Raw genomic sequence first — 24,666 nt, 5'->3', positions numbered from 1 at the left:
GGAGTAAGGTCAATGGCCGTACAACAGAATAAACCAACTCGTTCTAAACGTGGTATGCGTCGTTCTCATGATGCACTGACTGCACCATTATTATCTGTAGACAAAACTTCTGGTGAGACTCACCTGCGTCACCATGTGACTGCTGATGGCTACTACCGTGGCCGCAAGGTCATCAACAAATAATCTCCGCTAGTCATTTAGCAAGTAGATACCTTGACTAATCTGACTTTAGCGTTAGATGCCATGAGCGGGGACTTTGGTCCTCGCGTTACGGTGCCTGCTGCATTGCAGGCACTGGCATCTAATCCAAAATTGAAATTATTGTTAGTTGGGCTTCCCGATATCATTTCTCCTTTGCTTGTAAATGCCAATGCTGAGCTGCTCAGTCGTTTGCAAGTAGTACCTGCTGAACTGGTTGTGGCTAATGATGCTAAACTGTCGCAGGCAATTCGTGCTAGTCGAGGAACATCAATGCGTGTTGCACTGGATTTAGTTAAATCTGGTAAGGCGCAGGCGTGTGTCAGTGCAGGGAATACAGGAGTATTGATGGGGTTGGCCAAATTGATGCTAAAATCTATTGATGGCATCGAAAGACCTGCTTTGATGACAGTATTACCAAATCTGAAACAGCAGAGTACCGTGGTATTAGATTTGGGGGCCAATGTTAGTTGCGATAGCTGTATGCTCGTGCAATTCGCCATTATGGGTTCAGTCATGGCAGAGGAAGTCGTCGGTGTAGCTAATCCTCGGGTAGCATTACTCAACATTGGAACGGAAGAGAGTAAAGGGCTTGATAATATCCGCGAAGCCGCCACTATTTTAAAAAGCATTTCAACAATGAATTACATTGGTTATCTAGAAGGCGATCAATTGCTAACAGGTGAAACTGATGTATTGGTGTGTGACGGCTTCGCAGGTAACGTAACGTTGAAAACGATGGAAGGAGCAATCAGGGTTATTTTATCCCTGCTTAAGTCATCGGATGGGCAAAAGAAACAATTTTCCTGGTTGTTGAAGATAGTCAAGAAGTGGTTGCAAAAACGGATGACAAAACGCTTCGGTCACTTGAACCCTGACCAATATAATGGCGCATGTCTGTTAGGATTATATGGAATAGTAATCAAAAGCCATGGGGCGGCTAATGAACATGCGTTTAAAGCCGCAATCGAACAGGCTGTTCAGGCCGTTGAAAGGCAGGTTCCTGATAGAATCGCTGCACGCCTGGAAACAGCATTACCCAAGAGTGACTGAACATACATGTATACAAAAATTTTAGGTACAGGTAGTTATCTGCCTGCGCAAGTACGCACTAATGCCGATTTAGAAAAAATGGTGGATACCTCTGACGAGTGGATTGTTACCCGCACGGGTGTTCGTGAACGTCGTATTGCTACCAATGATGAAACTGTTGCAATCATGGGTTTTAGGGCTGCTGAAAGAGCAATTGAAATGTCGGGCATTGATAAGGATCAGATTGATTTAATCATTGTGGCAACGGCTTCATCCAGTCATGCTTTCCCTAGTTCTGCGTGCCAAATTCAGTACATGTTGGGGACCCAAAATTCAGCTGCTTTTGATATTTCCGCTGCTTGCTCTGGTTTTGCTTATGCACTAGGCATTGCTGACAAGTTTATTAAGACCGGTGCTGCAAAATATGCGTTGGTTATTGGTTCTGATTCTATTACCAGAACACTTGATCCAGAAGATCGAGGAACACTTGTCCTGTTTGGTGATGGAGCGGGTGCGATGATAGTGGGTGCCTCTGATGAACCTGGGATTCTTTCAACTCACCTTCATGCAAACGGTGGTTATGGTGAATTGTTGGTGTTGCCTCATCAAGATCGTCAGAATCGGGAAGAACCAGCATATGCCAGCATGATTGGTAATGAAGTATTTAAAATCGCAGTCCGTGAACTGGCTAATCTGGTTGATGAAACACTAGAAGCAAATAACTTATCGCATAGTGCATTGGATTGGCTGGTACCTCATCAGGCTAACTTGCGTATTATCGCCGCGACAGCTAAAAAGTTACATATGACTATGGATAAAGTGGTAGTGACGTTGGATCGTCATGGTAATACTTCCGCGGCATCGGTACCCACTGCATTTGATGAGGCGGTGCGCGACGGCCGGATTAAGCGTGGTCAGTTGATTTTGATTGAAGCTTTTGGTGGGGGTCTTACCTGGGGTTCAGCACTGATACGTTTTTAATTTGACAGGAAAATGAACATGTCTGAATTTGCAATGGTATTTCCTGGCCAAGGTTCTCAATCCCTTGGTATGTTGGCCGATTTGGCCGCAGAGTTCCCAGTTGTGGAACACACTTTTGCTGAAGCATCTGATGTGCTGGGATATGATCTTTGGACCTTGGTTCAGCAGGGGCCGGCAGAAGAACTGAATAAAACATGGCAAACCCAACCCGCGTTACTGGCAGCTTCAGTTGCTATTTGGCGGATTTGGCAGGAAAAAGGTGGAAAAGCGCCAGCACTGATGGCAGGACATAGCCTGGGTGAATATTCTGCACTGGTTTGCGCAGGTGTCATTGATTTCAAACAAGCCATTAAACTTGTTGAACTGCGTGGCAAATTGATGCAAGAAGCTGTGCCCGAAGGCACTGGTGCAATGTATGCAATTATTGGCTTGGATAATGAATCTATTGACAGAGCCTGTAAAGAAGCAGCTCAGGGGCAGATTGTTTCTCCTGTTAACTTTAATTCACCTGGACAGGTTGTTATTGCAGGTGAGAAAGAGGCTGTAGAGCGTGCTGGCGTTGCATGCAAAGCCGCAGGAGCGAAACGTGTGTTGCCTTTGGCGGTCAGTGCACCATCTCATTGTGCACTGATGAAACCAGCCGCAGATAAGTTGGCAATTGTTTTGAACGGAATTGAATTTAGTCATCCTCAGTTCCCAGTGGTAAACAATGTTGATGTGAAAATAGAACAATCTGCTGAAGCTATCCGTGATGCACTGGTACGACAACTCTATAATCCTGTTCGTTGGACAGAAACAGTTGAATTTATTGCTGGACAGAGTGTCGGGCAGCTATTAGAAATAGGGCCAGGTAAGGTTTTGACAGGTTTAACCAAACGAATTGTCGATACTTTAAGCGCAGCAGCGGTTAATGACACAATTTCATTAGCAACCGCATTGGAAAATAATTGAGGAATAACATGAAATTAGATGGAAAAATTGCACTGGTAACAGGTGCTAGCCGTGGAATCGGTCGTGCAATTGCTGAGTTATTCGCTGAACGTGGAGCCTGTGTTATTGGTACAGCAACGAGTGAAAAAGGCGCTGAGGTCATCAGTGCTTACCTTGGTGAGAAGGGCAAGGGGCTTGTACTGAATGTTACTGATCAGGAATCCATTGAACAGGTTATGTCTACCATTCGTACAGAGTTTGGTGAAATTGACATATTAGTTAATAATGCCGGTATTACTTGTGATAACTTGGTGATGCGCATAAAGGATGATGAGTGGCAAAATGTTATTGACACTAATCTTTCTTCCGTTTTCCGTATGTCAAAAGCGGCAATGCGTTCTATGATAAAAAAACGTTATGGCCGTATCATTTCTATCGGTTCTGTTGTTGGAGCAATAGGTAACCCTGGTCAAGCGAGTTATGCGGCAGCGAAAGCCGGGCTTATTGGTTTCAGTAAAACATTGGCTCGTGAAGTTGTTTCCCGTGGTATAACGGTTAACGTTGTCGCGCCAGGGCTTATCGAAACTGATATGCTTAGAGCATTGCCAGATGAGCAGTTAGAAAGCTTTTCGAAGGACATACCGACTAAACGACTTGGGGATGTGAAAGAAATTGCCAGTGCTGTGGCTTTCTTAGCTTCTGATGAAGCGGCCTACATCACAGGTGAAACAATACATGTCAATGGCGGCATGTATATGAGCTAAAAAATGAGCGAACCAGTTGCATTTTTTGTGTTAAATAACGCAAAATAGAGCAAGATTGTGGTTCGACCAGCCGGGATTTGGTTGCATCTTTTCCTGTATTTTATAAACTACGAAAACCATCGCGAAAGCGAATTTTGATAGGAAATTTAATAGCATGAGCACTATTGAAGAACGCGTTAAAAAAATCATCGTTGAACAGCTTGGTGTTAAAGAGGAAGAAGTTGTCAACTCAGCTTCTTTTGTTGATGACTTGGGCGCTGATTCTCTTGACACAGTTGAACTGGTAATGGCTCTGGAAGAAGAGTTTGATATTGAGATTCCAGACGAAGAAGCAGAAAAAATCACTACAGTTCAGGCAGCTATTGATTACGTCCAGAACGAAAGCAAATAAGTGAACACACCTAGGCGGTCATTCGACCGCCTATGTTTCTGCCCTAAATCTATTTCCCTCCCTGGAGGATAAGCGTGTCTAAGCGTCGAGTAGTGGTGACCGGACTAGGCATGTTATCTCCTGTCGGTAATACAGCTGAATCTTCTTGGAAAGCTGTTTGTGCCGGACAGAGTGGTATCAGCCTGATTGACCATTTTGACACCAGTCACCATGCAACTAAATTTGCTGGTCTGGTTAAAGATTTTAATCATGAAGATTTTAATATTTCGCGCAAAGATGCGCGAAAAATGGATGATTTCATTCAATATGGTATTGCAGCAGGTATGCAAGCCATTGAAGATTCTGGAATCGAAGTAACAGAAGCCAATGCTAGTCGTTTTGGTGCTGCTATTGGTTCTGGTATTGGTGGTTTGGGTCTTATTGAGGAAAATCATGGCGCACTGGTGGCTAATGGTCCCCGTAAGATCAGTCCATTCTTTGTGCCTTCTACGATTGTAAATATGGTAGCAGGTCATCTGAGTATTATTTACGGTTTACGTGGCCCAAGCATTTCTATTGCTACAGCATGTACGTCAGGTGTACATAATATCGGTCATGCAGCTCGTATTATTGCTTACAATGATGCTGACATTATGTTGGCAGGTGGCGCGGAAAAAGCCAGCACTCCTCTGGGCGTTGGTGGATTTGCTGCTGCCCGTGCTTTGTCTACCCGTAACGATGATCCTCAGAGTGCAAGCCGCCCATGGGATAAAGGCCGTGATGGTTTTGTTCTGGGGGACGGTGCAGGTATCTTGGTACTGGAAGAGTACGAGCACGCGAAGAAACGTGGTGCGAAGATTTATGCAGAAATCGTAGGTTTTGGTATGAGCAGTGATGCCTACCATATGACGTCGCCACCAGAAAATGGTGCTGGTGCTGCGTTAGCGATGGAAAATGCTTTAAAAGATGCTGGTATTACCACTGAACAAGTCGGATATATCAATGCACACGGTACTTCAACACCAGCGGGTGACTTAGCGGAAGCCCACGCCGTCGAAGCAGTATTTGGTGAAGGCACTGATGTTTTAGTCAGTTCAACCAAGTCAATGACTGGTCATTTGCTGGGTGCTGCTGGTGCAGTGGAATCTATTTTCACAATTTTGGCGCTGCGTGATCAGATTGTTCCACCAACTATCAATCTGGAAAATCAGGATGAAAATTGCCGTCTGGATTTTGTTCCTAACGAATCCCGTAAAGTAGAAAGTATGGAATATGCATTATGTAACTCTTTCGGCTTTGGTGGTACGAACGGTTCACTGATTTTTCGTAAGATATAAACTTTATTGATCTGTAAAGCCTGATGTTACAAATACGTGCCGGTTGAGATCCCATTAAGCATAGTTTTGTAAAAACTTTAAGGCGATAGAGTATAAAAAGCTCCAATAACTTGATAATTATTGGGGCTTTTTTATCGCGGCTTCATTTTCTGCGGGCACTTTTGCACTCATAACAGCTATATACTATGATACTTCTTCTTGATAGGTTAGCTGAAATGCCTTTTTTGAGTAATTAAGAATAAAATCATATGTATTGGATTAATGGAGAGCCGTGTGACTATTTGCCTGTAAATGATCGTTCAGTTCAATTTGGTGATGGTTGTTTCACAACAGCAAAAATAGAACAAGGACAAGTCGCCTTGTTGTCATTGCATATTAAAAGATTACAAAAAGGCGTTGAAAAGTTATATCTTCCACAACCTGATTGGCAACAGCTTGAAAGCCATATAAAGCAGATTGCTTCTACTTCTGAACAAGGAGTACTCAAAGTTATCCTTTCCCGTGGAACTGGGGGGCGTGGTTACAGCACTCAAGGATTTACACAACCAAATCAGATTTTGTTTCTTAGTCCTTATCCTGAACGCTATCTGAGACAGCGCGAGAAAGGTCTTTCTTTAGTACTTAGTCCAATACCTATGGGGATAAACCCCTATCTTGCTGGAATTAAACATCTTAACCGATTGGAACAAGTATTGATTAAATCGTTTATCGAAAAATCAAATGCCGATGAAGCTTTGGTACTTGATACAAATGGTTTCTTGATCGAATGTTGTACTGCAAACATTTTCTGGCGTAAAGGGAAAGATGTGTATACTCCTGACTTGCAGAACTGTGGCGTTGAGGGCGTGATGCGGGAAAGAATAATGCAGTTACTATTAGAAAGTGATTATGACCTTTCTTGTATAAACCATTATCCTGAGACATTGGCATGTGCAGACGAGGTGATAGTCTGTAATTCTTTAATGCCGGTGATACCTGTCAGCGAAATTCAGGTGCATGAAAATCGGCCTGCATGGAAATATCAGTCAAGGGAACTGTATGAATATTTGCTTCCTGAATGTCTGAAATTGTAATTTACGCTGTGTTTAGGTGATTAGATTAATTGATGAAACGGAAAAAATACCTTTTTGCCTTATTGGCTTCGATAATCTTTACGGTAGCATTATTACTTTATGCTGGTTATAAAAAAGTTGAAAAATTTGCGGATCAAACACTCGCAATTAAACAGGATCGAATATTTACCCTGCCAACAGGTATTGGCCGTCATGGTTTGGAAGCATTACTGGTTCAGGATAGTTTGATTAAAGATAGTCATATTTTCCCTTGGTTATTAAGGCTAGAGCCAAAACTTGCCGAGTTTAAAGCAGGTACTTACCAATTGACACGAGAAATGACTTTGCGGGAAATGTTGCAATTATTCTCCAGTGGTAAAGAGGCTCAATTCACGGTCCGTTTTGTTGAAGGCAGTCGTTTGTCTGATTGGTGGAAAATACTACAGCAATCTGAGTATCTTAAGCATGAACTGGATGATAAAAGTACTCAGGAATTAGCTGAGATTCTGGGGATCAAGGATACTGATACTTTAGAAGGGTGGCTCTATCCTGATACCTATCTGTATACAGCGGGTACCAGCGATATAGCGTTACTGAAACGGGCATACCGACAGATGAAAATGACGCTGGAAGAGGAATGGAAAGGTCGAGCTAAAGATTTGCCCTATAAAAATGCTCATGAAATGTTAATCATGGCGTCGATAATTGAGAAAGAAACAAGTGTTGAAGCGGAGAGAACAAAAGTTGCTTCTGTATTTATTAACCGCTTGCGGATGAATATGCGGCTACAAACTGATCCGACGGTGATCTATGGTTTAGGTGAGAAATATAGAGGCACTATTTTCCGCAAAGATTTAACCACATTGACGCCATACAATACTTATATGATTAATGGCTTACCACCAACCCCGATTGCCATGCCCGGTCTTGCTTCAATAAAAGCTGCTGCGCATCCAGCAAAAACTGAATTTCTTTATTTTGTGGCGGATGGTAAAGGTGGCCATACTTTTACGACCAATCTGGCTGCACATAACAGGGCGGTGAATATTTACCGTCAGGGATTAAGACAAGGCAAATGAACAGCAAATTTATTGTTATTGAAGGGCTGGAAGGTGCCGGAAAAACCTCAGCGATGAAAACGGTCGTTGAACTATTGAAGCAGCACGGTATTCAAGATTTAGTTTTTACCCGAGAACCGGGAGGAACACCGCTGGCAGAAAAACTGCGTGAGTTGATTAAGCAAGGCATTGAAGATGAACCTTTAACGGATAAAGCAGAAGTACTGATGTTATATGCAGCCAGGGTTCAGTTGGTGGAAAATGTGATTAAACCTGCTTTGGCTCGTGGTGCATGGGTTGTCGGTGATCGTCACGATCTTTCTTCTCAGGCTTATCAGGGAGGAGGGCGTGGTATTGATAAAAATTTGATGACCTCGCTGCGTAATACTGTCCTTGGTAGTTTTCGTCCCGATTTGACTATTTATCTCGATCTTCCTCCTCAAATTGGTTTGTTACGAGCTTGCCAGCGTGGAGAATTAGACAGAATTGAAAAGGAGTCGATGGATTTCTTTGATCGTACTCGTAGTTGTTATCTGGAATTTGCATCGCAGGATAAGAGTATTGTGACAGTTGATGCTTCCCAACCAATAGATCGGGTACAAGCAGATATTTGCCAGGTACTTGAGCAATGGTTGAAACAGCAGGAAAATTGCTAATGAACTGGTATCCATGGCTTAGTCAGGCATATCGTCAATTGGTGGAGTCTCATCAGCAAGGCCGCGGCCATCACGCTTTATTGCTTCATGCTAATGCAGGAACAGGGGCTGATGTATTGATATATGGATTAAGCCGTTGGTTGATGTGCCAGAATAAACAGGAGATGAAAAGTTGTGGGAAGTGTCATAGTTGCCGTCTGATGATGGCAGAAACTCATCCAGATTGGCATATTATGTCACCGGAAAAGGGTAAAACCAGTATCGGTGTTGAAATGGTACGTCAGATTACGGAAACACTTTATCGCCGTTCCCAGCAAGGCGGTGTAAAAATTGTTTGGTTACCTTCAGCTGAAGGTTTGACAGATGCAGCTGCCAATGCATTATTGAAAACGTTGGAAGAACCGCCGGAATGTACCTATTTTCTTTTGGAATGCCAGCAGCCAACTAGCCTTCTGGCAACTTTACGCAGCCGTTGTTTTTATTATTTTCTCCCTGTACCCAAGGCGGAGGGCACTCTTTATTGGTTGCAAAAACAGTTGCCTTCAATTTCTCCGAACGATGCAATGACGGCTTTGAAGCTGTCTCAAGGAGCGCCTATTGCGGCAGAGCAGTTACTACAACCGGAACAATGGCAGATACGGAAACAGTTTTGTCAGGCTATTGAACAGGCGTTGGATAAACGCGATGCTTTGTCACTTTTGCCCCGATTAAATCACGAAAATGCGCCGCAATGTCTTCATTGGCTTATCAGCTTATTACTTGATGCGGTTAAGTGGCAGCGGCAGGCGCAGAGTTATTGTATCAATCAGGATCAACAAACGCTGATTTATCAATTGAGTTCTATGCATACTACTGCTGTTTTACTACAAAATATTAATGATTGGACATATTGTCGTCATCAGCTACTTTCAGTAGTGGGCGTAAACTGGGAGCTGTTACTAACAGAGCAATTGCTCAATTGGGAAAAACAGTTTAATTCATAACCCTGAAATCTTTTTGTATACGAGTTTAATATGTTGTTAGTTGATTCACACTGTCATCTCGATTGTCTTGATTATGAAAATCTACATAAAGATGTGGATGATGTTGTTATAAAAGCGGCAGATCGAGAGGTGAAATTTATGCTGGCAGTAGCGACTACGCTACCCGGTTTCCGGCAAATGAAAACTTTGATTGGTGAACGGGAGAATATTGTGTTTTCCTGTGGTATTCATCCACTTAATTTGGATGAAGGCTATGATTTTGATGAACTGGCTCATTTAGCTGGCGGCAATGAAGTTGTTGCTCTGGGTGAAACTGGGTTGGATTATTATTATCAACAAGATAACGCTGAACTACAGCGAACTTCATTTCGTGAACATATTCGTATTGGCCGTAAACTTAATAAGCCTGTTATTGTTCATACCCGTAGTGCTCGTGATGATACTTTGAGGGTATTGCGTGAAGAACATGCACAAGAATGTGGTGGTGTTTTACACTGTTTTACCGAAGATAAAGATACCGCCAAAGAATTACTGGATTTAGGTTTCTATATTTCATTCTCTGGGATTGTGACTTTCCGTAATGCAGAACAAATTCGTGAAGCGGCAAGATATGTACCGTTAGATCGTATTTTGATTGAAACTGATTCTCCTTATCTTGCGCCAGTGCCACATCGTGGCAAAGAAAATCAGCCTGCATACGTGCGTGATGTAGCGGAATATATGGCTGTGCTCAAAGGCGTAAGTATTGAGGAAATGGCTAAAGTTACCACGCAGAATTTCTGTGATCTATTTCATGTTGAAGTATATAAAAACTGATCTACCAGCTTAAACTTATGGTTTATACCCAATAGATTTCAAGTTGCAGCGCGGCGGCAAGTGAACGAATCCCCAGGAGCATAGATAACTCTGTGACTGGGGTGAGAGAAAGCAGCCAACAAAGCAGCAACTTGAAGGATGAAGGGTATATAAGCATTTATAGCTCTTGGTGTTGTTTAAATAAAAGGAAAATGTGATGGCAGAAGAAACTATTTTCAGTAAAATTATCCGTCGTGAAATACCTTCTGATATTGTTTATCAGGACGATTTGGTCACTGCATTTCGTGATATTTCTCCACAGGCACCGACGCATATTCTGATTATTCCAAATGTTTTGATCCCAACGGTGAATGATGTGAAGCCAGAGCATGAATTAGCGCTGGGGAGAATAATGACGGTTGCTGCAAAAATTGCTGAACAAGAAGGTATTGCAGAAGATGGATATCGTTTAATTATGAACTGTAACCGCCATGCAGGGCAGGAAGTATACCATATCCACATGCATTTGGTGGGTGGTCGTCATTTGGGGCCGCTACTGGCGAAGTAAATGTGAAGCATCCATATTTATTTATATATACCCAATGGATTTCAAGATGCATCGCGACGGCAAGGGAGCGAATCCCCGGGAGCATAGAGAACTATGTGACCGGGGTGAGTGAGTGCAGCCAACAAAGAGGCAACTTGAAAGATAACGGGTATAGGCAGATATCCGGGGAATAGTGACTTCAGATGACCCTGGATATTTAAATAAACGCTACTGGTTTTGTTACTGGGTTGAGTTGATAATTAATTGCTGGTGTCACAGCAGGAATTTATCCGTTTTCTAACTCTGTAATTGGAATAGGTTGATGAAAAGAATTATTTTTGTAGCACTATCGGTCATGTTGTTGGCTGGTTGTCCATCCTTGCCACCGCAGCAGCCTGAGCCTCCAACTCCGGTTGTGCCTGTGCCCCCACACGAAAAACCGATATCACCACCTGATAAGGTCCCAGAACCGCCTAAAATGCGCATAACTGACTGGGAAGGAACGATGCAACCATTAGTAGAACAAATGGTTAAGACTGATGGGTTGGGAAGCGGGAAGTTACTGTTAATTGATACGGTAAAGAACAATACCAACGGGGTGCTGCAAACCACGCAAGCAACAGAAGCTTTGCGTCAAGCTGTTAGTAGCAAGAATGTTTTTGAATTAGTTTCTCAAAATCAGGTGCAGAGCGCCCGTCAATCTCTGGGGCTATCTGAAGAAGACAGTCTGGGATTACGTAGTAAGGCTATTGGCCTGGCTCGCTATTTGAATGTGGATTATGTTCTCTATTCCATAGTTTCAGGTAACAGTGATAAGCGTGACATCGTCATGCAACTGATGTTGGTACAAACGGGTGAGATTCTCTGGTCAGGAGTTGATGACGTTAAGTAATCATGAGTGTTTGTTGGAGGCATTGTGTAGACAATGGCCTCATACAACAGCAAGCGATTGGAAGATAAGACCGCTAAGCGGTATGACAAATGAAAGCCATTACGCGACTAATGGCGAATACCATATTGTCGGTCGCAGGCACGGGCAGCAAGGGAGTCAACTTGGTGTTAATCGTCAACGTGAGAAGGCTATTCTGCGCCATCTCAGTCGGGCAGAGATTGCTCCGCAAATGATCGCCATGGATCGTCACTGGTTGTTATTAGAATGGTTGCCGGGTTATGCCATTGGGCAAGATGAGTTTTCTCAGCCTGATTTTTTGCAAAAATTGTCGGCACTATTGGTCACTTTGCATTGTCAGCCTCTGTTCGGTTATCCGCTTCAGCTACGGCATCAATTAGAAAGCCAGTGGTTGCAAATCGATAAAGCTCGCATCACTCCTTGCTGGTTACGGCTACATAAACGTTTTATCTCCTCGCCAATGCCATCAATACTGAAATTGTCACCAGTTCATATGGATGTTCATTGTGGTAATTTAATTGATACTCATCAGGGACTAAAACTTATTGACTGGGAATATGCAGCGGATACAGATATTGGGTTTGCATTGGCAACATTGTTTCGGACTAATCATTGGGATGAATCGCAGCAACAGGTGTTTTTGAACTATTATTGTGGTCAGCCACTGGGATACCCGGATCAAACGTTATTGGAACATCAGATTAAACGTTGGCAACCTTGGGTTGATTATATGATTTTAATGTGGTTTGAAGTGCGTTGGAAACAGAGCAGTAATCGACAATTTTTAGAATTAGCACAGCGGTTACGTCTCTCTTTTGGTCTGGCGTTTTAATCTATTAAGCTGCATTAATTGCAGTACATTTACATATACCCAATAGATTTCAAGTTGCAGCGCGGCGGCAAGTGAACGAATCCCCAGGAGCATAGATAACTCTGTGACTGGGGTGAGAGAAAGCAGCCAACAAAGCAGCAACTTGAAGGATGAAGGGTATATAAGTGAGGAGTGTTATGGGGCCGGTAATGTTAGATGTTGTCAGTTATGAACTAGATAGTGAAGAAAAGGAAATTTTACAACATCCATTAGTGGGTGGTTTAATTCTGTTTACCCGCAATTTTCATGATGTTGAGCAATTACGTGAATTAGTACGTCAGATTCGTAAGGCTTCCCGTCATCGTCTTGTGATTGCTGTTGATCAGGAAGGTGGCAGAGTGCAGCGTTTCCGTGAAGGTTTCACTCGTTTACCGGCGGCCCAGTCTTTTGCTGGATTGGGTGATAACTTTAATGGCATGAAATTGGCAGAAGAAGCGGGTTGGCTCATGGCATCCGAAATGATTGCCATGGATATCGACATCAGTTTTGCCCCTGTTCTGGACTTAGGTCATCAATGTGTGGCTATTGGTGAACGTTCATTCCATGAAAACCCTGAACAGGCCATGATTATGGCTGAGCACTTTATTAAAGGTATGCATTCGGCTGGCATGAAATCGACGGGTAAACACTTTCCGGGACATGGTGCTGTCTGTGCCGATTCTCATAAAGAAACGCCTCACGATGATCGTCCTCTGGAACTCATTTGTCGTCATGACATGTCTATTTTCCGTGATTTTATCCAGCGTAATTTGTTGGATGCGATTATGCCGGCTCATGTGATTTATTCTCAGGTAGATAAATATCCCGCTAGTGGATCATCATATTGGTTGAAATCAGTGCTGCGTCAGCAATTAGGCTTTAATGGCGTGATATTTTCAGATGATCTTTCTATGGAGGGGGCGGCAATTATGGGAGATTATGCTGAGCGTGGGCAGGCTGCATTGCATGCAGGCTGTGACATGATCTTGGTGTGTAATAACCGTGATGGGGCGGTCAGTGTGATTGATAACTTGCCTCAGACCAGGGTAGAGAAAGTATCAGAATTGTATCATCAGGGAGGTCAATTCAGTTTGAATGAGCTAAAGGATTCAAAACGCTGGCAGCAGGCTAATAAAGTATTAACTGCGTTACATGATAAATGGCAGAATTGTGAGCGGTAATTAATAAAAATATCTTAAATATCATGTTATTAGAAAACTGTCTGCCGTTAACGTGCATCGCTTTGCCCGTATTGTCCATTTTCAAGAGGTTGCTCTATTGCTAGAGAAATTACCTTTAATGATGATTATCTATGCAAGAAAATGCCTTCTTTTTTATGCGTTCGACATGGTCGCATTTCTGAAATTTCTTTAATATCAGGTTCTTTAAGGCTCCTTTTTTAGGGGCATATTTTATTTTCTATGTAAATAGAAAAGTAAGATAAATGAGAGATGAATTGAACTAATTGAAAATAAATTGACAATTTTTGTGATTGGTGTTTATTTATTCAAAAGAGTTTGATGTCACTCAATTTTGGTATGACCAACTAACCAGTCATGATATTCTGTAACTATCACATCAGTTATTTATATAAAAAGAAATGTTATTTAAGGATATTATTTTAATGTCCTTAAATAACATTTTGTTTACATTTTAGTGGAGTAGTCATGACAACACCAAAGAAAAGAATTGTGATCATTGGTGGAGGTGCTGGTGGTTTGGAACTGGCAACCAGTCTGGGGCATAAGTTGGGACGCAAAAAGAAAGCAGAAATTGTGCTGGTAGATCGCAACCAAAGTCATTTGTGGAAGCCGTTGTTGCATGAAGTCGCGACAGGATCACTGGACGATGGTGTTGATGCGTTGAGTTATCTGGCTCATGCCCGTAACCACTATTTCACTTTCCAATTAGGAACCTTAACTGATATTCACCGTGATACGAAAAAGATTTCTTTGGCTGAGATCCGGGATGAATATAACGAGATACTGGTTCCTGAGCGTGAACTGAGTTATGACATTTTGGTTATGGCCTTGGGTAGTAAGTCCAATGATTTTGGTACGCAGGGTGTGAAAGATCACTGTATCTTCTTGGATAATCCACAACAAGCTCATCGTTTTCATAATGAAATGTTGAATTTGTTCCTCAAGTATTCTGCAAGCGGTGCTCAACAGGATAAGGTTAATATTGCTATTGTTGGTGGTGGTGCGACAGGCGTTGAATTGTCGGCGGAATTACACAATGCAGTAAAACAGCTTAACAGCTATGGTTTTGAGGGACTTAATTCAGAAGCGTTAAATGTTACGTTAGTAGAAGCTGGAGAGCGTATTTTGCCAGCACTGCCAACACGTATTTCTGCTGCGGCACACCAAGAGCTGACAAAACTTGGCGTTCAGGTATTGACCAAAACTATGGTGACGAGTGCTGATGAACATGGATTGAATACCAAAGAGGGTGAGTTGATTAAAGCTGATCTAATGGTATGGGCTGCTGGTATCAAAGCACCGGATTTTATGAAAGATATTGCTGGTCTTGAAACTAACCGGATTAATCAGTTGGTGGTGAAACCAACATTGCAAACGACGCTTGATGACCATATTTTTGCGATTGGTGATTGTGCATCATGCTTGAAGAAAGAGGGTGGTTTTGTTCCACCGAGAGCACAGGCGGCTCACCAAATGGCCAGCCGTTGTCATAACAATATTATTGCTTTGCTGAGTGACAAGCCGTTAAAAGAGTACGTTTATAAAGATCATGGTTCTTTGGTGTCATTATCTAAATTCAGTACGGTGGGTAGTCTGATGGGTAATTTAATGCGTGGCTCAATGATGATAGAAGGTCGTGTGGCGCGTGCTGTCTATATTTCTTTATATCGTATGCATCAGGTGGCTTTACATGGTTATATTAAAACTGGCTTGATGATGTTGGTTGGTGGAATTAACCGTGTAATTCGTCCACGATTAAAATTGCATTAATTATTTATACCCTATGGATTTCAAGATGCATCGCGACGGCCAGGGAGCGAATCCCCGGGAACATAGATAACTCTGTGACCGGGGTGAGTGAGTGCAGCCAACAAACTTGAAAGAGATATAGTTGATAAGGCTACCAGCAATTAGCTGGTAGCCTTTATAAGACATGACTTTCTTATTTGAAATAATTTACTGAATTAAGACAATAGACGATCAATTAGTTTAAAAGCATTTGCGACATTCGGACGCGAGCCAATTCCCTGTAGTTCTCCTAATGAAAAGCCACTGCTTTTGACCAGTGTCGCTATTTGGGAACAATTAAAATATTTATGATATTTTGATTTTGCATAAGACTGAATGAGTGCTAATGCGCCTGAAACTAAAGGTGTTGCACTGGATGTCCCATTATAACTACGAGTGTAATTCCTATTATTTCCTGGTAGGCGCTGTAAATTTGAATATCCAGTGGTTGTGACATTCTCACCCCAGGAATTTAAACTGGTATGCAGATTATGATTGGAAAAGCCTAACCTGTGTCCATTAATTGATGTACAGGCACCGATCATAATACCACCAGGATCGCCATAATTAGGGAAAGTGAAGTCATAGGCTAAATTAATGCCACTATTACCAGAAGCAAAAATAATGATTGCTCCTGCGTCGGCACAACTTTTTATTTTTTGCCAATTAGATGCTAGATAGGTAAAAGGATAATATCTATTATTGGCTACAGTTTGAATATTTAAACTAATAATATCTCCTGGTAAAAAGCTATATATGATTCTATCAAAATCATCGACGTCATAAAAACGGAATTGGCATTCGTGAGCAATACCAGTTACACCGAATTTATTATCCTTTGCAGAAATACAGCCGGTGGCGGCTGTACCGTGATTACAATCTTGTGTTTCTGGGCGACTATTGATAACTGTAATATTACCAACTAGATCTTCATGGTTTCTGTAAACACCAAAATCAAGGTGGTGTACAGTGATACCTTGACCTTTATAACCTTCAGTCCAGGCATTTCTGATATTCATGCCATTGTGCTCGTCTAAATACCCCTGTAGATGTGAAAAGTCAGGTGTAGTGATATCGACGGTAGATTCGGAGAGTGTCTCTTGGGCTAAAAGTAAAGGAGGTGGAGGCAGATTTTTCAGCTCAGGAATGAGAGAGCAGAACTCGACGTAGTCCAATTTCTCCAGTTCATTGGCTAATTTTACTAAATCAGAATGACTAATATCAGCGTTTATTTTATAAAGATTAGTTAATTTACTAAATTCTGGAGTTTTCCATATTTTTTTATCGAAATCTTCTTTATTAAAAACGGGTCTTATATCTATTTTATGCTTGAATGAATTAAAAATAGGTAATAAATCAATTCGTTCGACTTCGAATGTTTTTAATCCATCGGCAGAAAACATGATCTCAATATGGTATTTCAAATTATCATTTAGGATATGATTGTTCCCTTTTAGAGAGACAGTTCTATCTTTAGACAGAGTTTGTTTCGGTGGAATTTTGTTGATGTTAATATCATTACTTGCATTTTTATTTATTTCATCTATTTCTTTATCTATATCAAATAGCAAGTCTGATTCTGTTATCTCTATGCTTTCTGGTGGCAGGTTTTTAATAGTTTTACCATCTTTAATGATAGTAGTTTCTATTATATAATTTTCGGGTTTAAGCGAAGTAAAACAGGAAAGTTGATTGTCTTCACTGTAACACTCATATATCTTTTTCGTGGTTAAATTGGTTAATGTATATTTTATTACTGTATCTTTACCTATTTCACCATGACATTTAAGATATAGATTTCCGTCAAACTTTGCAGATTTAAAATACTCAAGAGATATGGTCATTGTTATTTTCCTCTTTAGTGTTAATTGCCTCCTTAGTATAACTATAATTGGGTACTTAAAATTATTATTATTTCTCAGTCCATAGAGAGTGATTGGACTATCTATATTGACTATTACTGAGTGTGATTTTAAAATAGATTTATAATCTATTGGGAAATAAATTTTTCATTTTTTGAGATTATAATAATGGTCTGATTGAAAAGCTCAGTTTCTAATATGTTCTCCATCTTTCAAGTTGCTGCTTTGTTGGCTGATTTCACTCATCCCAGTCACAGAGTTATCTATGCTCCTGGGGATTCGCTCCCTTGCCGTCGCGATGCATCTTGAAATCCATAGGGTATATATTCCATTAATAGTGATGGGTAACCTGTATTTTTATCTATTATTTTTTCTTTTTCCGTGAAACCACAGTTAAGATAGAAATTGATGGAATTTGTATTTTGGCAATAAACCTCTAATTCCAGTTTATTCCGTAGATTTTTGGCATAGTTGATAAGTTGTTTACCGATGCCTTTTCCTTGCTCTGATGGTGCAACAAAGATCGCAGCAATACTATTTTCATACAAGCTGAAAAAACCAATTACAGAACCTTGCTTTTCATAGACATAATTTTCTGATAACGGAATATAGATATTGCGCATATCGTCTACTTTGCTTTTCCAGAAATCAGCATCAATGAATTTATGGGCAATCAATGATGCTGATAGCCAAATATGCAGAATAGAATCCATATCCTGTGTGTTAAAAGGGCGGATCATTATTGACTCCCGGATTTGTTTTAGCTGGTTATACCCTTCATCTTTCAAGTTGCTGCTTTGTTGGTTGTGTTCATTTCCGACGCGCTGCAACTTGAAATCTATTGGGTATATTATAATTGTACTGATAATGCCAGCAGCATACTATAATGGGAGTCAAAATAATAGTCTTTCCAGTTTTTTGTCGGTTAAGAATACTATGATCTTAACGCCTGATTATTAAAGACTGGATTAGATTGAATGTGAATTCTCTGTAAATGTCGTTCAGATTTGGAAGTAAACCCTTCACGTCCATGTAGCAGAGAGAAATTATCCACAATCACCAGATCGCCTTTTTGCCAGGAATGGGCATATAAATGGCGCTTATCGTACAAGATGTTTATGAAATCTTGCTGAAATTCGGCTACTTGATCAGGGCTGATATTATGGTATTCAATAGCATGCTTATTCAGGAATTTTTCACCGTCTATTGCTGGCTCATTATATCTGATAACATAGCCGTTTCCATCCGGGTGTTCTTCTAATAGAGGAGAATGAACTTCTCCCCCATAATGAGTGATTTTATTAATACGATAAGTAACAGATATATTTTTCCATTGCGATAATTGTTGCTGGGTAGCATTAGCAATAACACGACGGGTATTGACAAAGGTTGTCCTGCCTCCTTGGTCACTTTCAGGCGCGTGGGCACAATGAAACATAATAAATTCGGGAATTGTCGGTTTATACATACCATCCCAGTGAAGCGGCATATAACTGTTATCAAAGACATGATCGGTAGCGTCTTGGTGTTCACGGACATCTAAGATAGCACCAAACGGCCACATCATTATTTCGCCCCAATTACGGGCATATTCTTCGTATTTTTCGTGATCGGATAAGTTAGATTTGAAACCACGTAATATAAGCAGATTGTGTTTTTTAGTCAGCTCTTTCAGTTGTTCCACTGATAGCGTATCAATGTGTTGATCGGAATATTGAGGTGTGATCTTTAGACCAAAAGGAAATATCTCTTCTGTCTGAAATTTATTTAGTTCTGTCATCATCTTTTTCCTTTAAATCACATAGTGGCTGGGTTTTCCATGAATATTGACTAATTTTCCGCCCATCATTTGAACTTCTTTGTGTTTCATAAGTATAAATTGTCCATTTACATTGGCTGCGACACCATGCCAAGGGGTTAACCAGTCATCCCTGGTTGGCATCATATGAATACCGAATTTAATACTGTCTGCCGGTTGAGGATGAATAGACAGGCGTATAGCTTTTGGGAAATGAGTATCTAATAAATTTCCCCATGCCCAGCTTCGTTGGATAACACCGATAGCTCTTTGTTTGGCATCTTTTTGCAGGGCATTGTTTGATCCGGTATAGCCAGGTAATAGACTGTCTTCATATAAAAAACGAGTGACTGCACGATACAATTGTAACCCATCATTATTTTTCAATAATTCATCTTTGATGGATTCTTCAGATCGGGCGTAATGTTTTACTAACATATTTCTCTGTAAATCAAAATTATCACGATGATCGCAGAGGTCCTTATCGTCATTGAGATTAAATGTATCTAAGTTGATAGCACCCATTTCATGAAGTAATTGTTTAATATCTTCATGATATTGGCTAATAATTTCATCTCTGACACGAATTAGATCACCGAAAACATGTCCATCTGAACAAATGATAATGCGTGCACCAGGAGAATAATAAAGTTGGATACGCTGACACAGAGAATTAAGAAAAGTTAAAGACAATCGTTCCGCCATATCCGGAGAAGTACCAAGCACTTTGTTTTTGTTTGGAGATTTGGTTGGGAATGCAGGCAAAATAAACTCTATAGGTTTTTTATTTCTGATAAAATATTCAATTCTGGGTAACTGTACACCTTTAATGATCTCTTCTTCTTGAACTGAACTTCTTTCTGAATCGGTCAGGTGTCGGCGGTATTGCAACAATTCATGCAGAATCTGCATGGAAATATTTTTAGAGGAAATATTATCGGAAGTAATCTTATTATCAGTAGCACTTTGCATAATGACTATTTCTCATACTTGTTATAAATATCTATTGTTTCCTTCTTAATAGATAAATAGTGGTTTAACTAATTGGTATAGACGAAGTGTAAGATAATGCAATTAAAAGATAATATAATATTTAGGAATATATAATAATTTATTTTCTAATAAACAATATGTTTGAATGTGATTTTTATAATTACTCAATATATTTGATTGATTGTTACAATGAGGCACTGTTTCTCAATATTATTAGAATATTAGATGACTGGTACGATGACTGTAATTGAATGGCGACTTAAGCTGAATTTATGTAGTGGAATGAAATACTTGAACAGTCTTATGTCGGTATTTTAATAAAATTGTATTTAAATAATGAGGTTAAGGTGCTTCTTATTTTTTTAATTATTATTTTGAGGTATATAAGGTTACATATGTATAAGTAAAAATAATAATTATAGCGGGGTAATATAGTAAAAATTAAAATAACCATTGTTAAAGCGGGTTGATAATACGGGTCGCTATTACTAGCATGACTATATCTGATTGGTATTTTATGGAAATTGATCTTTTTTCCAATCTATACCCAATAGATTTCAAGATGCATCGTGACGGCAAGGGAGCGAATCCCCGGGAGCATAGATAACTATGTGACTGAGGTGAGTGCAGCCAACAAAGCAGCAACTTGAAGGATGAAGGGTATATATGGAAGAAATGGATAGTGTAGTTTTGCAAGGAGAATTACAGCACTTCCCCACAGACTGATAATCAATCACGGAAGGGGGAAGTGAAAAGTGACTTAGGCGCTGAGTTGATGCTGTTCAAAAGAACCAAGTAACTGCTGGATAAATTCCAGACGTAATGTCTTTTCGTTCAAATCAGTAATGAATTTAAGCTTAGCGGGACCATCCAGCCGGTAAATTTCAGGCTGTTTCTGTAACAGGCCGATAAGATAAGTTGAATCAACATTATTTTTTTCACTAAACTCAATAAATCCCCCTTTTTCGTGGGCTTCTATGCGCTTAATACCTAATTTTTGGGCAGATAGGCGAATGTCTGCTGATTGTAATAAATAACGTCCTGGATCTGGTAATGTGCCGAATCGGTCTATCAATTCAACCTTTAATTCAGCTAATTCTAATTTGTCTTTGGCACTGGCAATCCGCTTGTAGAAGGACAAACGTATATTAACATCAGGAATATAATCATCAGGCAATAAGACAGGCATGCGTAATTCAACATCAGTCTGGCTATTCGTTAAGTCTTCAAGTGAAGGTTCACGACCCGCTTTTAGCGAGTCGACAGCACTTTCTAATAGCTCCATGTAGAGTGTGAAGCCAATAGTTGTCATCTGGCCGCTTTGTTCTTCACCAAGTAGCTCACCGGCACCACGGATTTCAAGATCGTGAGTCGCCAACGCAAAACCGGCCCCCAAATCCTCGAGCGAGGCGATTGCTTCCAGACGTTTATGGGCATCGGCTGTCATTGCTTTTGGATGTGGGGTCAGAAGATAAGCATAAGCTTGATGATGAGAGCGTCCAACACGTCCACGCAGTTGATGCAATTGAGCAAGGCCGAAATGGTCAGCACGTTCAATGATGATAGTGTTAGCGCTTGGAATATCAATGCCAGTTTCAATAATCGTAGTACAGATAAGGACATTAAATCGTTGATGATGGAAGTCAGTCATCACCCGTTCTAAATCTCGCTCTCGCATCTGTCCATGACCAATGGCGATCCGTGCTTCTGGTACCAATTTTTCAAGACGTAATTTTGCTTTCTCAATATTCTCAACGTCATTGTAGAGATAGTAAACTTGGCCACCACGCAGTATTTCACGCAGCATTGCTTCTCGAACAACTAGGCTGTCATATTCGCGAACGAATGTTTTGACTGCCAGACGGCGAGCGGGAGGTGTTGAAATGATCGATAGATCCCGCATGCTACTCATTGCCATATTGAGTGTTCGTGGAATAGGTGTTGCGGTAAGCGTCAGAATATCGACGTCCGCACGCATGGCTTTAATCTGTTCTTTGTGGCGTACACCAAACCGGTGTTCCTCATCGACGATTAACAAACCAAGATCTTTCCAGCGTAGGTTACTTTGCAATAACTTATGCGTACCAATGATAATATCGACTTTTCCAACGGCTGCCATTTCAACCACTTGTTGCTGCTCTTTTGCACTGCGAAAGCGGGATATCATCTCAATACGTACAGGCCAGTTAGCAAAACGGTCACGGAAATTGTCAAAGTGTTGCTGAGCCAGAAGTGTTGTTGGAACCAGGACAGCCACTTGTTTGTTATTTTGGATTGCCAGAAATGCGGAGCGCATTGCAACTTCGGTTTTACCAAACCCCACATCACCGCAAACCAGACGATCCATTGCAATAGGTTGACACATGTCATCCAGAACTGCGTTGATAGCCTGTTCCTGATCTGGCGTGGTTTCGAATGGGAAGCTTTGACAGAATAGCTGATATTGTTCCCAATCGTGTTTAAAGGCGAATCCTGGTTTTACTGCACGGTGGGCATAAATATCAAGCAGCTCAGCGGCCACATCGCGGACTTTCTCCGCGGCTTTTTGACGAGCTTTGCTCCATACTTCTCCGCCTAATTTATGTAATGGTGCATTTTCATCTGCACCACCTGCGTAGCGGCTAATTAAATGCAGTGAAGATACAGGGACATAGAGTTTGTCATCACCCGCATAGCTTAGTATCAGGTATTCTGCTTTGATGCCACCGGCTTCGAGAGAGGTTAATCCTTGGTAACGACCAACACCATGTTCCAGATGGACGACGGGTTGACCGGGGCGTAATTCTGCAAGGTTACGGATCAGAGTATCGGTATTGATAGTGCGGCGAGTATCCTGACGACGGCGGACAACACGCTCTCCGAGCATGTCACTTTCACAGATCAGAGTAAGTTCATTCTTTTTGTCAATAAAGCCATGTTCAGCCGCGCCAACCATCAAAAAGTGACCTGGTTGTTGTGCCTCATGCAATTTGCTGATTTTAATTGGTTTAATCTTTATTCGTGACAATAATTCTTGCAGCGTTTCTTTACGGCCTTCGCTCTCAACGGAGAAAATAACACGACCATTGAATTGTTCAAGGAAACGGCGGAGTTTATCCAGCGGCGCTTTATTTTGCGCGACAATGGATAAATCAGGTAGTCGTTGATAATCAAGATTTGTGTGGTTAGTTTTTTTACTAAGTTCTTCGGTTTTGAGTTGAATACGAGGCCAGTTTTTCAGTTTAGAGAATAGCTTATCAGCCGGAAGCCAAAGTTCTTCCGGTGATAAAAGCGGTCGCATTGGGTCAGTTTTGCGGTTTATAAAACGTTGTTGAACATCCTGCCAGAAGCGTTCAGCAGAGCTGTTGACATCCTGACTGATAATCAGGGTATTATCTGGTAAATAATCAAACAGTGATGGTAAGGGTTGCTTAAAGAACAACGGTTGCCAATATTCTATTCCTGCTGGTAGCGTGCCTTTACTAACTTGCTGATAAATGTGTTCACCATCACGGCGGACTTCGAAACGCTCCCGCCATTGGCTACGAAACAGTTCAATAGTTTCTTTATCTGTGGGGAATTCATGAGCAGGTAGTAAGTTGATTTGCTTGACCTCAGTCAGCGTGCGCTGGCTGTCAACATCAAAGATTCGCAGACTATCAATTTCATCATCGAAAAAATCGATACGATAAGGGTGTTCACTTCCCATTGGGAAAAGGTCAAGTAACGCGCCTCGCGTGGCAAATTCACCATGTTCAAGAACCTGTTCAACGCTGCGATATCCTGCCTGTTCTAATTCAGCGCGGAGTTTATTCCGAGAGAGTTTTTGCCCTTTATGCATAACCAGTGCATGCCCGTGAAGATATTCATGTGGGCAAACCCGCTGCATTAAGGTATTTATCGGCAGGATTAAAATACCCTTCGTCATCGTTGGCAGACGATAAAGTGTAGATAGGCGGTTGGAAATAATTTCCTGATGAGGAGAAAAACTGTCATAGGGCAGCGTTTCCCAGTCAGAAAGTAGATCGATAGGGCAGTCGGTAAACTGATGGATTTCATCATGCAAACGTAAAGCGTTTTGCATATCTTTGGTTATCAGCACGACAGGGCCTTGATGGCGTTCGACAATTTCAGCACACTCTACAGCACAGGCTGCACCAGTAAGCCGACCTAACTGGCGGTTATCGCCGTGGCGTTCAGGAAGTTCATAACGGTATTTTGAGGACATAAGCGTTAATGTGTTCTCTATGATTCAGTCCATTCCCAACAGATTCTTTGACCCATAATGGCCTTAAAATAAACACGCTGGCAGGTTGAGAGAAAATAAAAAAACCACAGATCAGGGTGTTGGTGGTTCCATAAAGTATAACTGCTCTTATTATCCCCGAACGTTTTACTTTGGCAACAGGGGCGTAACAGATTTCAGGTTGCCTTAGTCAAAATAGCCGTAAACCTTTGCTCTGTGCCGGCGGAGGGAGGGGGATTAAGACCCGCTCAGGTAGAGTGGTTTATTTCACAAGAGCGGGTTTTTTGACAAAAATGTGGGTCTTACTATTCTGCGCGTTGGAGTTCAATATGGAC

At 41.2% G+C, this 24,666-nt stretch carries 23 protein-coding genes; 18 read left to right on the top strand and 5 right to left on the bottom strand.

The window, feature by feature from the left end:
* Nucleotides 1-12 precede the first annotated feature (12 nt).
* The 18 genes from rpmF (at nucleotide 13) to BDD30_RS02840 (ending at nucleotide 15,435) form a co-directional block, all read left to right on the top strand.
* Nucleotides 13-183, top strand: coding sequence for a 50S ribosomal protein L32 (rpmF, locus tag BDD30_RS02920; protein ID WP_011147057.1), 171 nt, complete (start codon nucleotides 13-15; stop codon nucleotides 181-183).
* A 30-nt stretch (nucleotides 184-213) separates the two neighbouring features.
* The gene (gene plsX / locus BDD30_RS02915; RefSeq protein ID WP_015833842.1) at nucleotides 214-1,251 is read left to right on the top strand and encodes a phosphate acyltransferase PlsX; all 1,038 of its coding nucleotides are present in this window, start codon (nucleotides 214-216) and stop codon (nucleotides 1,249-1,251) included.
* Between the two features lie 6 nt (nucleotides 1,252-1,257).
* Nucleotides 1,258-2,211, top strand: a complete 954-nt coding sequence (locus tag BDD30_RS02910) for a beta-ketoacyl-ACP synthase III (protein ID WP_015833843.1) — start codon at nucleotides 1,258-1,260, stop codon at nucleotides 2,209-2,211.
* An 18-nt stretch (nucleotides 2,212-2,229) separates the two neighbouring features.
* A complete protein-coding gene (gene fabD, locus BDD30_RS02905) occupies nucleotides 2,230-3,162 on the top strand; it encodes an ACP S-malonyltransferase (protein ID WP_015833844.1) in 933 nt (310 codons plus the stop codon).
* A gap of 8 nt (nucleotides 3,163-3,170) precedes the next feature.
* On the top strand, nucleotides 3,171-3,905 hold the full coding sequence (fabG, locus tag BDD30_RS02900) for a 3-oxoacyl-ACP reductase FabG (protein ID WP_015833845.1): 735 nt from the start codon (nucleotides 3,171-3,173) through the stop codon (nucleotides 3,903-3,905).
* A gap of 154 nt (nucleotides 3,906-4,059) precedes the next feature.
* Nucleotides 4,060-4,296, top strand: a complete 237-nt coding sequence (acpP, locus tag BDD30_RS02895) for an acyl carrier protein (protein ID WP_015833846.1) — start codon at nucleotides 4,060-4,062, stop codon at nucleotides 4,294-4,296.
* Nucleotides 4,297-4,370: 74 nt separating this feature from the next.
* Nucleotides 4,371-5,612 (top strand): beta-ketoacyl-ACP synthase II, encoded by a 1,242-nt coding sequence (gene fabF, locus BDD30_RS02890; RefSeq protein WP_015833847.1) that lies wholly within the window; start codon nucleotides 4,371-4,373, stop codon nucleotides 5,610-5,612.
* A gap of 248 nt (nucleotides 5,613-5,860) precedes the next feature.
* Complete coding sequence (pabC, locus tag BDD30_RS02885) at nucleotides 5,861-6,685, top strand: aminodeoxychorismate lyase (protein ID WP_015833848.1); 825 nt, start codon at nucleotides 5,861-5,863, stop codon at nucleotides 6,683-6,685.
* Nucleotides 6,686-6,717: 32 nt separating this feature from the next.
* Entirely contained in the window at nucleotides 6,718-7,743 is a 1,026-nt protein-coding gene (gene mltG / locus BDD30_RS02880) for an endolytic transglycosylase MltG (protein WP_015833849.1), read from the top strand.
* The gene (gene tmk / locus BDD30_RS02875; protein WP_015833850.1) at nucleotides 7,740-8,378 is read left to right on the top strand and encodes a dTMP kinase; all 639 of its coding nucleotides are present in this window, start codon (nucleotides 7,740-7,742) and stop codon (nucleotides 8,376-8,378) included. The genes mltG and tmk overlap by 4 nt, the downstream gene beginning before the upstream one ends.
* Nucleotides 8,378-9,361, top strand: coding sequence for a DNA polymerase III subunit delta' (gene holB, locus BDD30_RS02870; RefSeq protein ID WP_015833851.1), 984 nt, complete (start codon nucleotides 8,378-8,380; stop codon nucleotides 9,359-9,361). Before tmk ends, holB begins: the two co-directional genes overlap by 1 nt.
* 30 nt (nucleotides 9,362-9,391) lie before the next feature.
* Entirely contained in the window at nucleotides 9,392-10,177 is a 786-nt protein-coding gene (locus BDD30_RS02865) for a metal-dependent hydrolase (RefSeq protein ID WP_015833852.1), read from the top strand.
* A gap of 196 nt (nucleotides 10,178-10,373) precedes the next feature.
* Nucleotides 10,374-10,724 carry a purine nucleoside phosphoramidase gene (hinT, locus tag BDD30_RS02860; protein WP_015833853.1) on the top strand — a complete coding sequence of 117 codons (351 nt, stop codon included), beginning with the start codon at nucleotides 10,374-10,376 and terminating at the stop codon, nucleotides 10,722-10,724.
* A 2-nt stretch (nucleotides 10,725-10,726) separates the two neighbouring features.
* Nucleotides 10,727-10,897, top strand: a complete 171-nt coding sequence (locus BDD30_RS23400) for a hypothetical protein (protein ID WP_170152937.1) — start codon at nucleotides 10,727-10,729, stop codon at nucleotides 10,895-10,897.
* 128 nt (nucleotides 10,898-11,025) lie between these two features.
* Nucleotides 11,026-11,595: a penicillin-binding protein activator LpoB gene (gene lpoB / locus BDD30_RS02855; RefSeq protein ID WP_041381767.1), complete on the top strand. Its 570-nt coding sequence runs from the start codon at nucleotides 11,026-11,028 to the stop codon at nucleotides 11,593-11,595.
* On the top strand, nucleotides 11,582-12,445 hold the full coding sequence (gene thiK, locus BDD30_RS02850; RefSeq protein ID WP_015833855.1) for a thiamine kinase: 864 nt from the start codon (nucleotides 11,582-11,584) through the stop codon (nucleotides 12,443-12,445). The genes lpoB and thiK overlap by 14 nt, the downstream gene beginning before the upstream one ends.
* Nucleotides 12,446-12,621: 176 nt before the next feature.
* Nucleotides 12,622-13,644, top strand: coding sequence for a beta-N-acetylhexosaminidase (gene nagZ, locus BDD30_RS02845; RefSeq protein WP_015833857.1), 1,023 nt, complete (start codon nucleotides 12,622-12,624; stop codon nucleotides 13,642-13,644).
* A 486-nt stretch (nucleotides 13,645-14,130) separates the two neighbouring features.
* Nucleotides 14,131-15,435 carry an NAD(P)/FAD-dependent oxidoreductase gene (locus BDD30_RS02840; protein ID WP_015833858.1) on the top strand — a complete coding sequence of 435 codons (1,305 nt, stop codon included), beginning with the start codon at nucleotides 14,131-14,133 and terminating at the stop codon, nucleotides 15,433-15,435.
* 194 nt (nucleotides 15,436-15,629) lie between these two features.
* Here BDD30_RS02840 and BDD30_RS02835 read toward each other — a convergent pair whose 3' ends face one another.
* The 5 genes from BDD30_RS02835 to mfd form a co-directional block, all read right to left on the bottom strand.
* Nucleotides 15,630-17,297 (bottom strand): S8 family peptidase, encoded by a 1,668-nt coding sequence (locus tag BDD30_RS02835; protein WP_015833859.1) that lies wholly within the window; start codon nucleotides 17,295-17,297, stop codon nucleotides 15,630-15,632.
* Nucleotides 17,298-17,578: 281 nt separating this feature from the next.
* Complete coding sequence (locus tag BDD30_RS02830) at nucleotides 17,579-18,145, bottom strand: N-acetyltransferase (RefSeq protein WP_249039910.1); 567 nt, start codon at nucleotides 18,143-18,145, stop codon at nucleotides 17,579-17,581.
* A gap of 104 nt (nucleotides 18,146-18,249) precedes the next feature.
* Entirely contained in the window at nucleotides 18,250-19,095 is an 846-nt protein-coding gene (locus tag BDD30_RS02825) for a TauD/TfdA dioxygenase family protein (protein ID WP_015833861.1), read from the bottom strand.
* Between the two features lie 12 nt (nucleotides 19,096-19,107).
* Nucleotides 19,108-20,085, bottom strand: a complete 978-nt coding sequence (gene pvcA, locus BDD30_RS02820) for an L-tyrosine isonitrile synthase (RefSeq protein WP_015833862.1) — start codon at nucleotides 20,083-20,085, stop codon at nucleotides 19,108-19,110.
* 781 nt (nucleotides 20,086-20,866) lie between these two features.
* A complete protein-coding gene (gene mfd / locus BDD30_RS02815) occupies nucleotides 20,867-24,313 on the bottom strand; it encodes a transcription-repair coupling factor (protein ID WP_015833864.1) in 3,447 nt (1,148 codons plus the stop codon).
* Nucleotides 24,314-24,666 lie beyond the last annotated feature (353 nt).

The sequence above is a fragment of the Photorhabdus asymbiotica genome, from assembly GCF_003634575.1.
GTDB lineage: Bacteria > Pseudomonadota > Gammaproteobacteria > Enterobacterales > Enterobacteriaceae > Photorhabdus > Photorhabdus asymbiotica.
Note: the sequence above shows the minus strand (reverse complement) of the source record. Positions and strands in the feature narration are given on the sequence as shown.

Excerpts from the sequence above, each read along its gene's own strand:
- rpmF (WP_011147057.1), top strand. The coding sequence starts at position 13 with ATGGCCGTACAACAGAATAAACCAACTCGTTCTAAACGTGGTATGCGT.
- BDD30_RS02910 (WP_015833843.1), top strand. The coding sequence starts at position 1,258 with ATGTATACAAAAATTTTAGGTACAGGTAGTTATCTGCCTGCGCAAGTA.
- fabD (WP_015833844.1), top strand. The coding sequence starts at position 2,230 with ATGTCTGAATTTGCAATGGTATTTCCTGGCCAAGGTTCTCAATCCCTT.
- fabG (WP_015833845.1), top strand. The coding sequence starts at position 3,171 with ATGAAATTAGATGGAAAAATTGCACTGGTAACAGGTGCTAGCCGTGGA.
- acpP (WP_015833846.1), top strand. The coding sequence starts at position 4,060 with ATGAGCACTATTGAAGAACGCGTTAAAAAAATCATCGTTGAACAGCTT.
- pabC (WP_015833848.1), top strand. The coding sequence starts at position 5,861 with ATGTATTGGATTAATGGAGAGCCGTGTGACTATTTGCCTGTAAATGAT.
- mltG (WP_015833849.1), top strand. The coding sequence starts at position 6,718 with ATGAAACGGAAAAAATACCTTTTTGCCTTATTGGCTTCGATAATCTTT.
- tmk (WP_015833850.1), top strand. The coding sequence starts at position 7,740 with ATGAACAGCAAATTTATTGTTATTGAAGGGCTGGAAGGTGCCGGAAAA.
- holB (WP_015833851.1), top strand. The coding sequence starts at position 8,378 with ATGAACTGGTATCCATGGCTTAGTCAGGCATATCGTCAATTGGTGGAG.
- BDD30_RS02865 (WP_015833852.1), top strand. The coding sequence starts at position 9,392 with ATGTTGTTAGTTGATTCACACTGTCATCTCGATTGTCTTGATTATGAA.
- hinT (WP_015833853.1), top strand. The coding sequence starts at position 10,374 with ATGGCAGAAGAAACTATTTTCAGTAAAATTATCCGTCGTGAAATACCT.
- lpoB (WP_041381767.1), top strand. The coding sequence starts at position 11,026 with ATGAAAAGAATTATTTTTGTAGCACTATCGGTCATGTTGTTGGCTGGT.
- thiK (WP_015833855.1), top strand. The coding sequence starts at position 11,582 with ATGACGTTAAGTAATCATGAGTGTTTGTTGGAGGCATTGTGTAGACAA.
- nagZ (WP_015833857.1), top strand. The coding sequence starts at position 12,622 with ATGGGGCCGGTAATGTTAGATGTTGTCAGTTATGAACTAGATAGTGAA.
- BDD30_RS02840 (WP_015833858.1), top strand. The coding sequence starts at position 14,131 with ATGACAACACCAAAGAAAAGAATTGTGATCATTGGTGGAGGTGCTGGT.
- BDD30_RS02835 (WP_015833859.1), bottom strand. The coding sequence starts at position 17,297 with ATGACCATATCTCTTGAGTATTTTAAATCTGCAAAGTTTGACGGAAAT.
- BDD30_RS02825 (WP_015833861.1), bottom strand. The coding sequence starts at position 19,095 with ATGACAGAACTAAATAAATTTCAGACAGAAGAGATATTTCCTTTTGGT.
- pvcA (WP_015833862.1), bottom strand. The coding sequence starts at position 20,085 with ATGCAAAGTGCTACTGATAATAAGATTACTTCCGATAATATTTCCTCT.
- mfd (WP_015833864.1), bottom strand. The coding sequence starts at position 24,313 with ATGTCCTCAAAATACCGTTATGAACTTCCTGAACGCCACGGCGATAAC.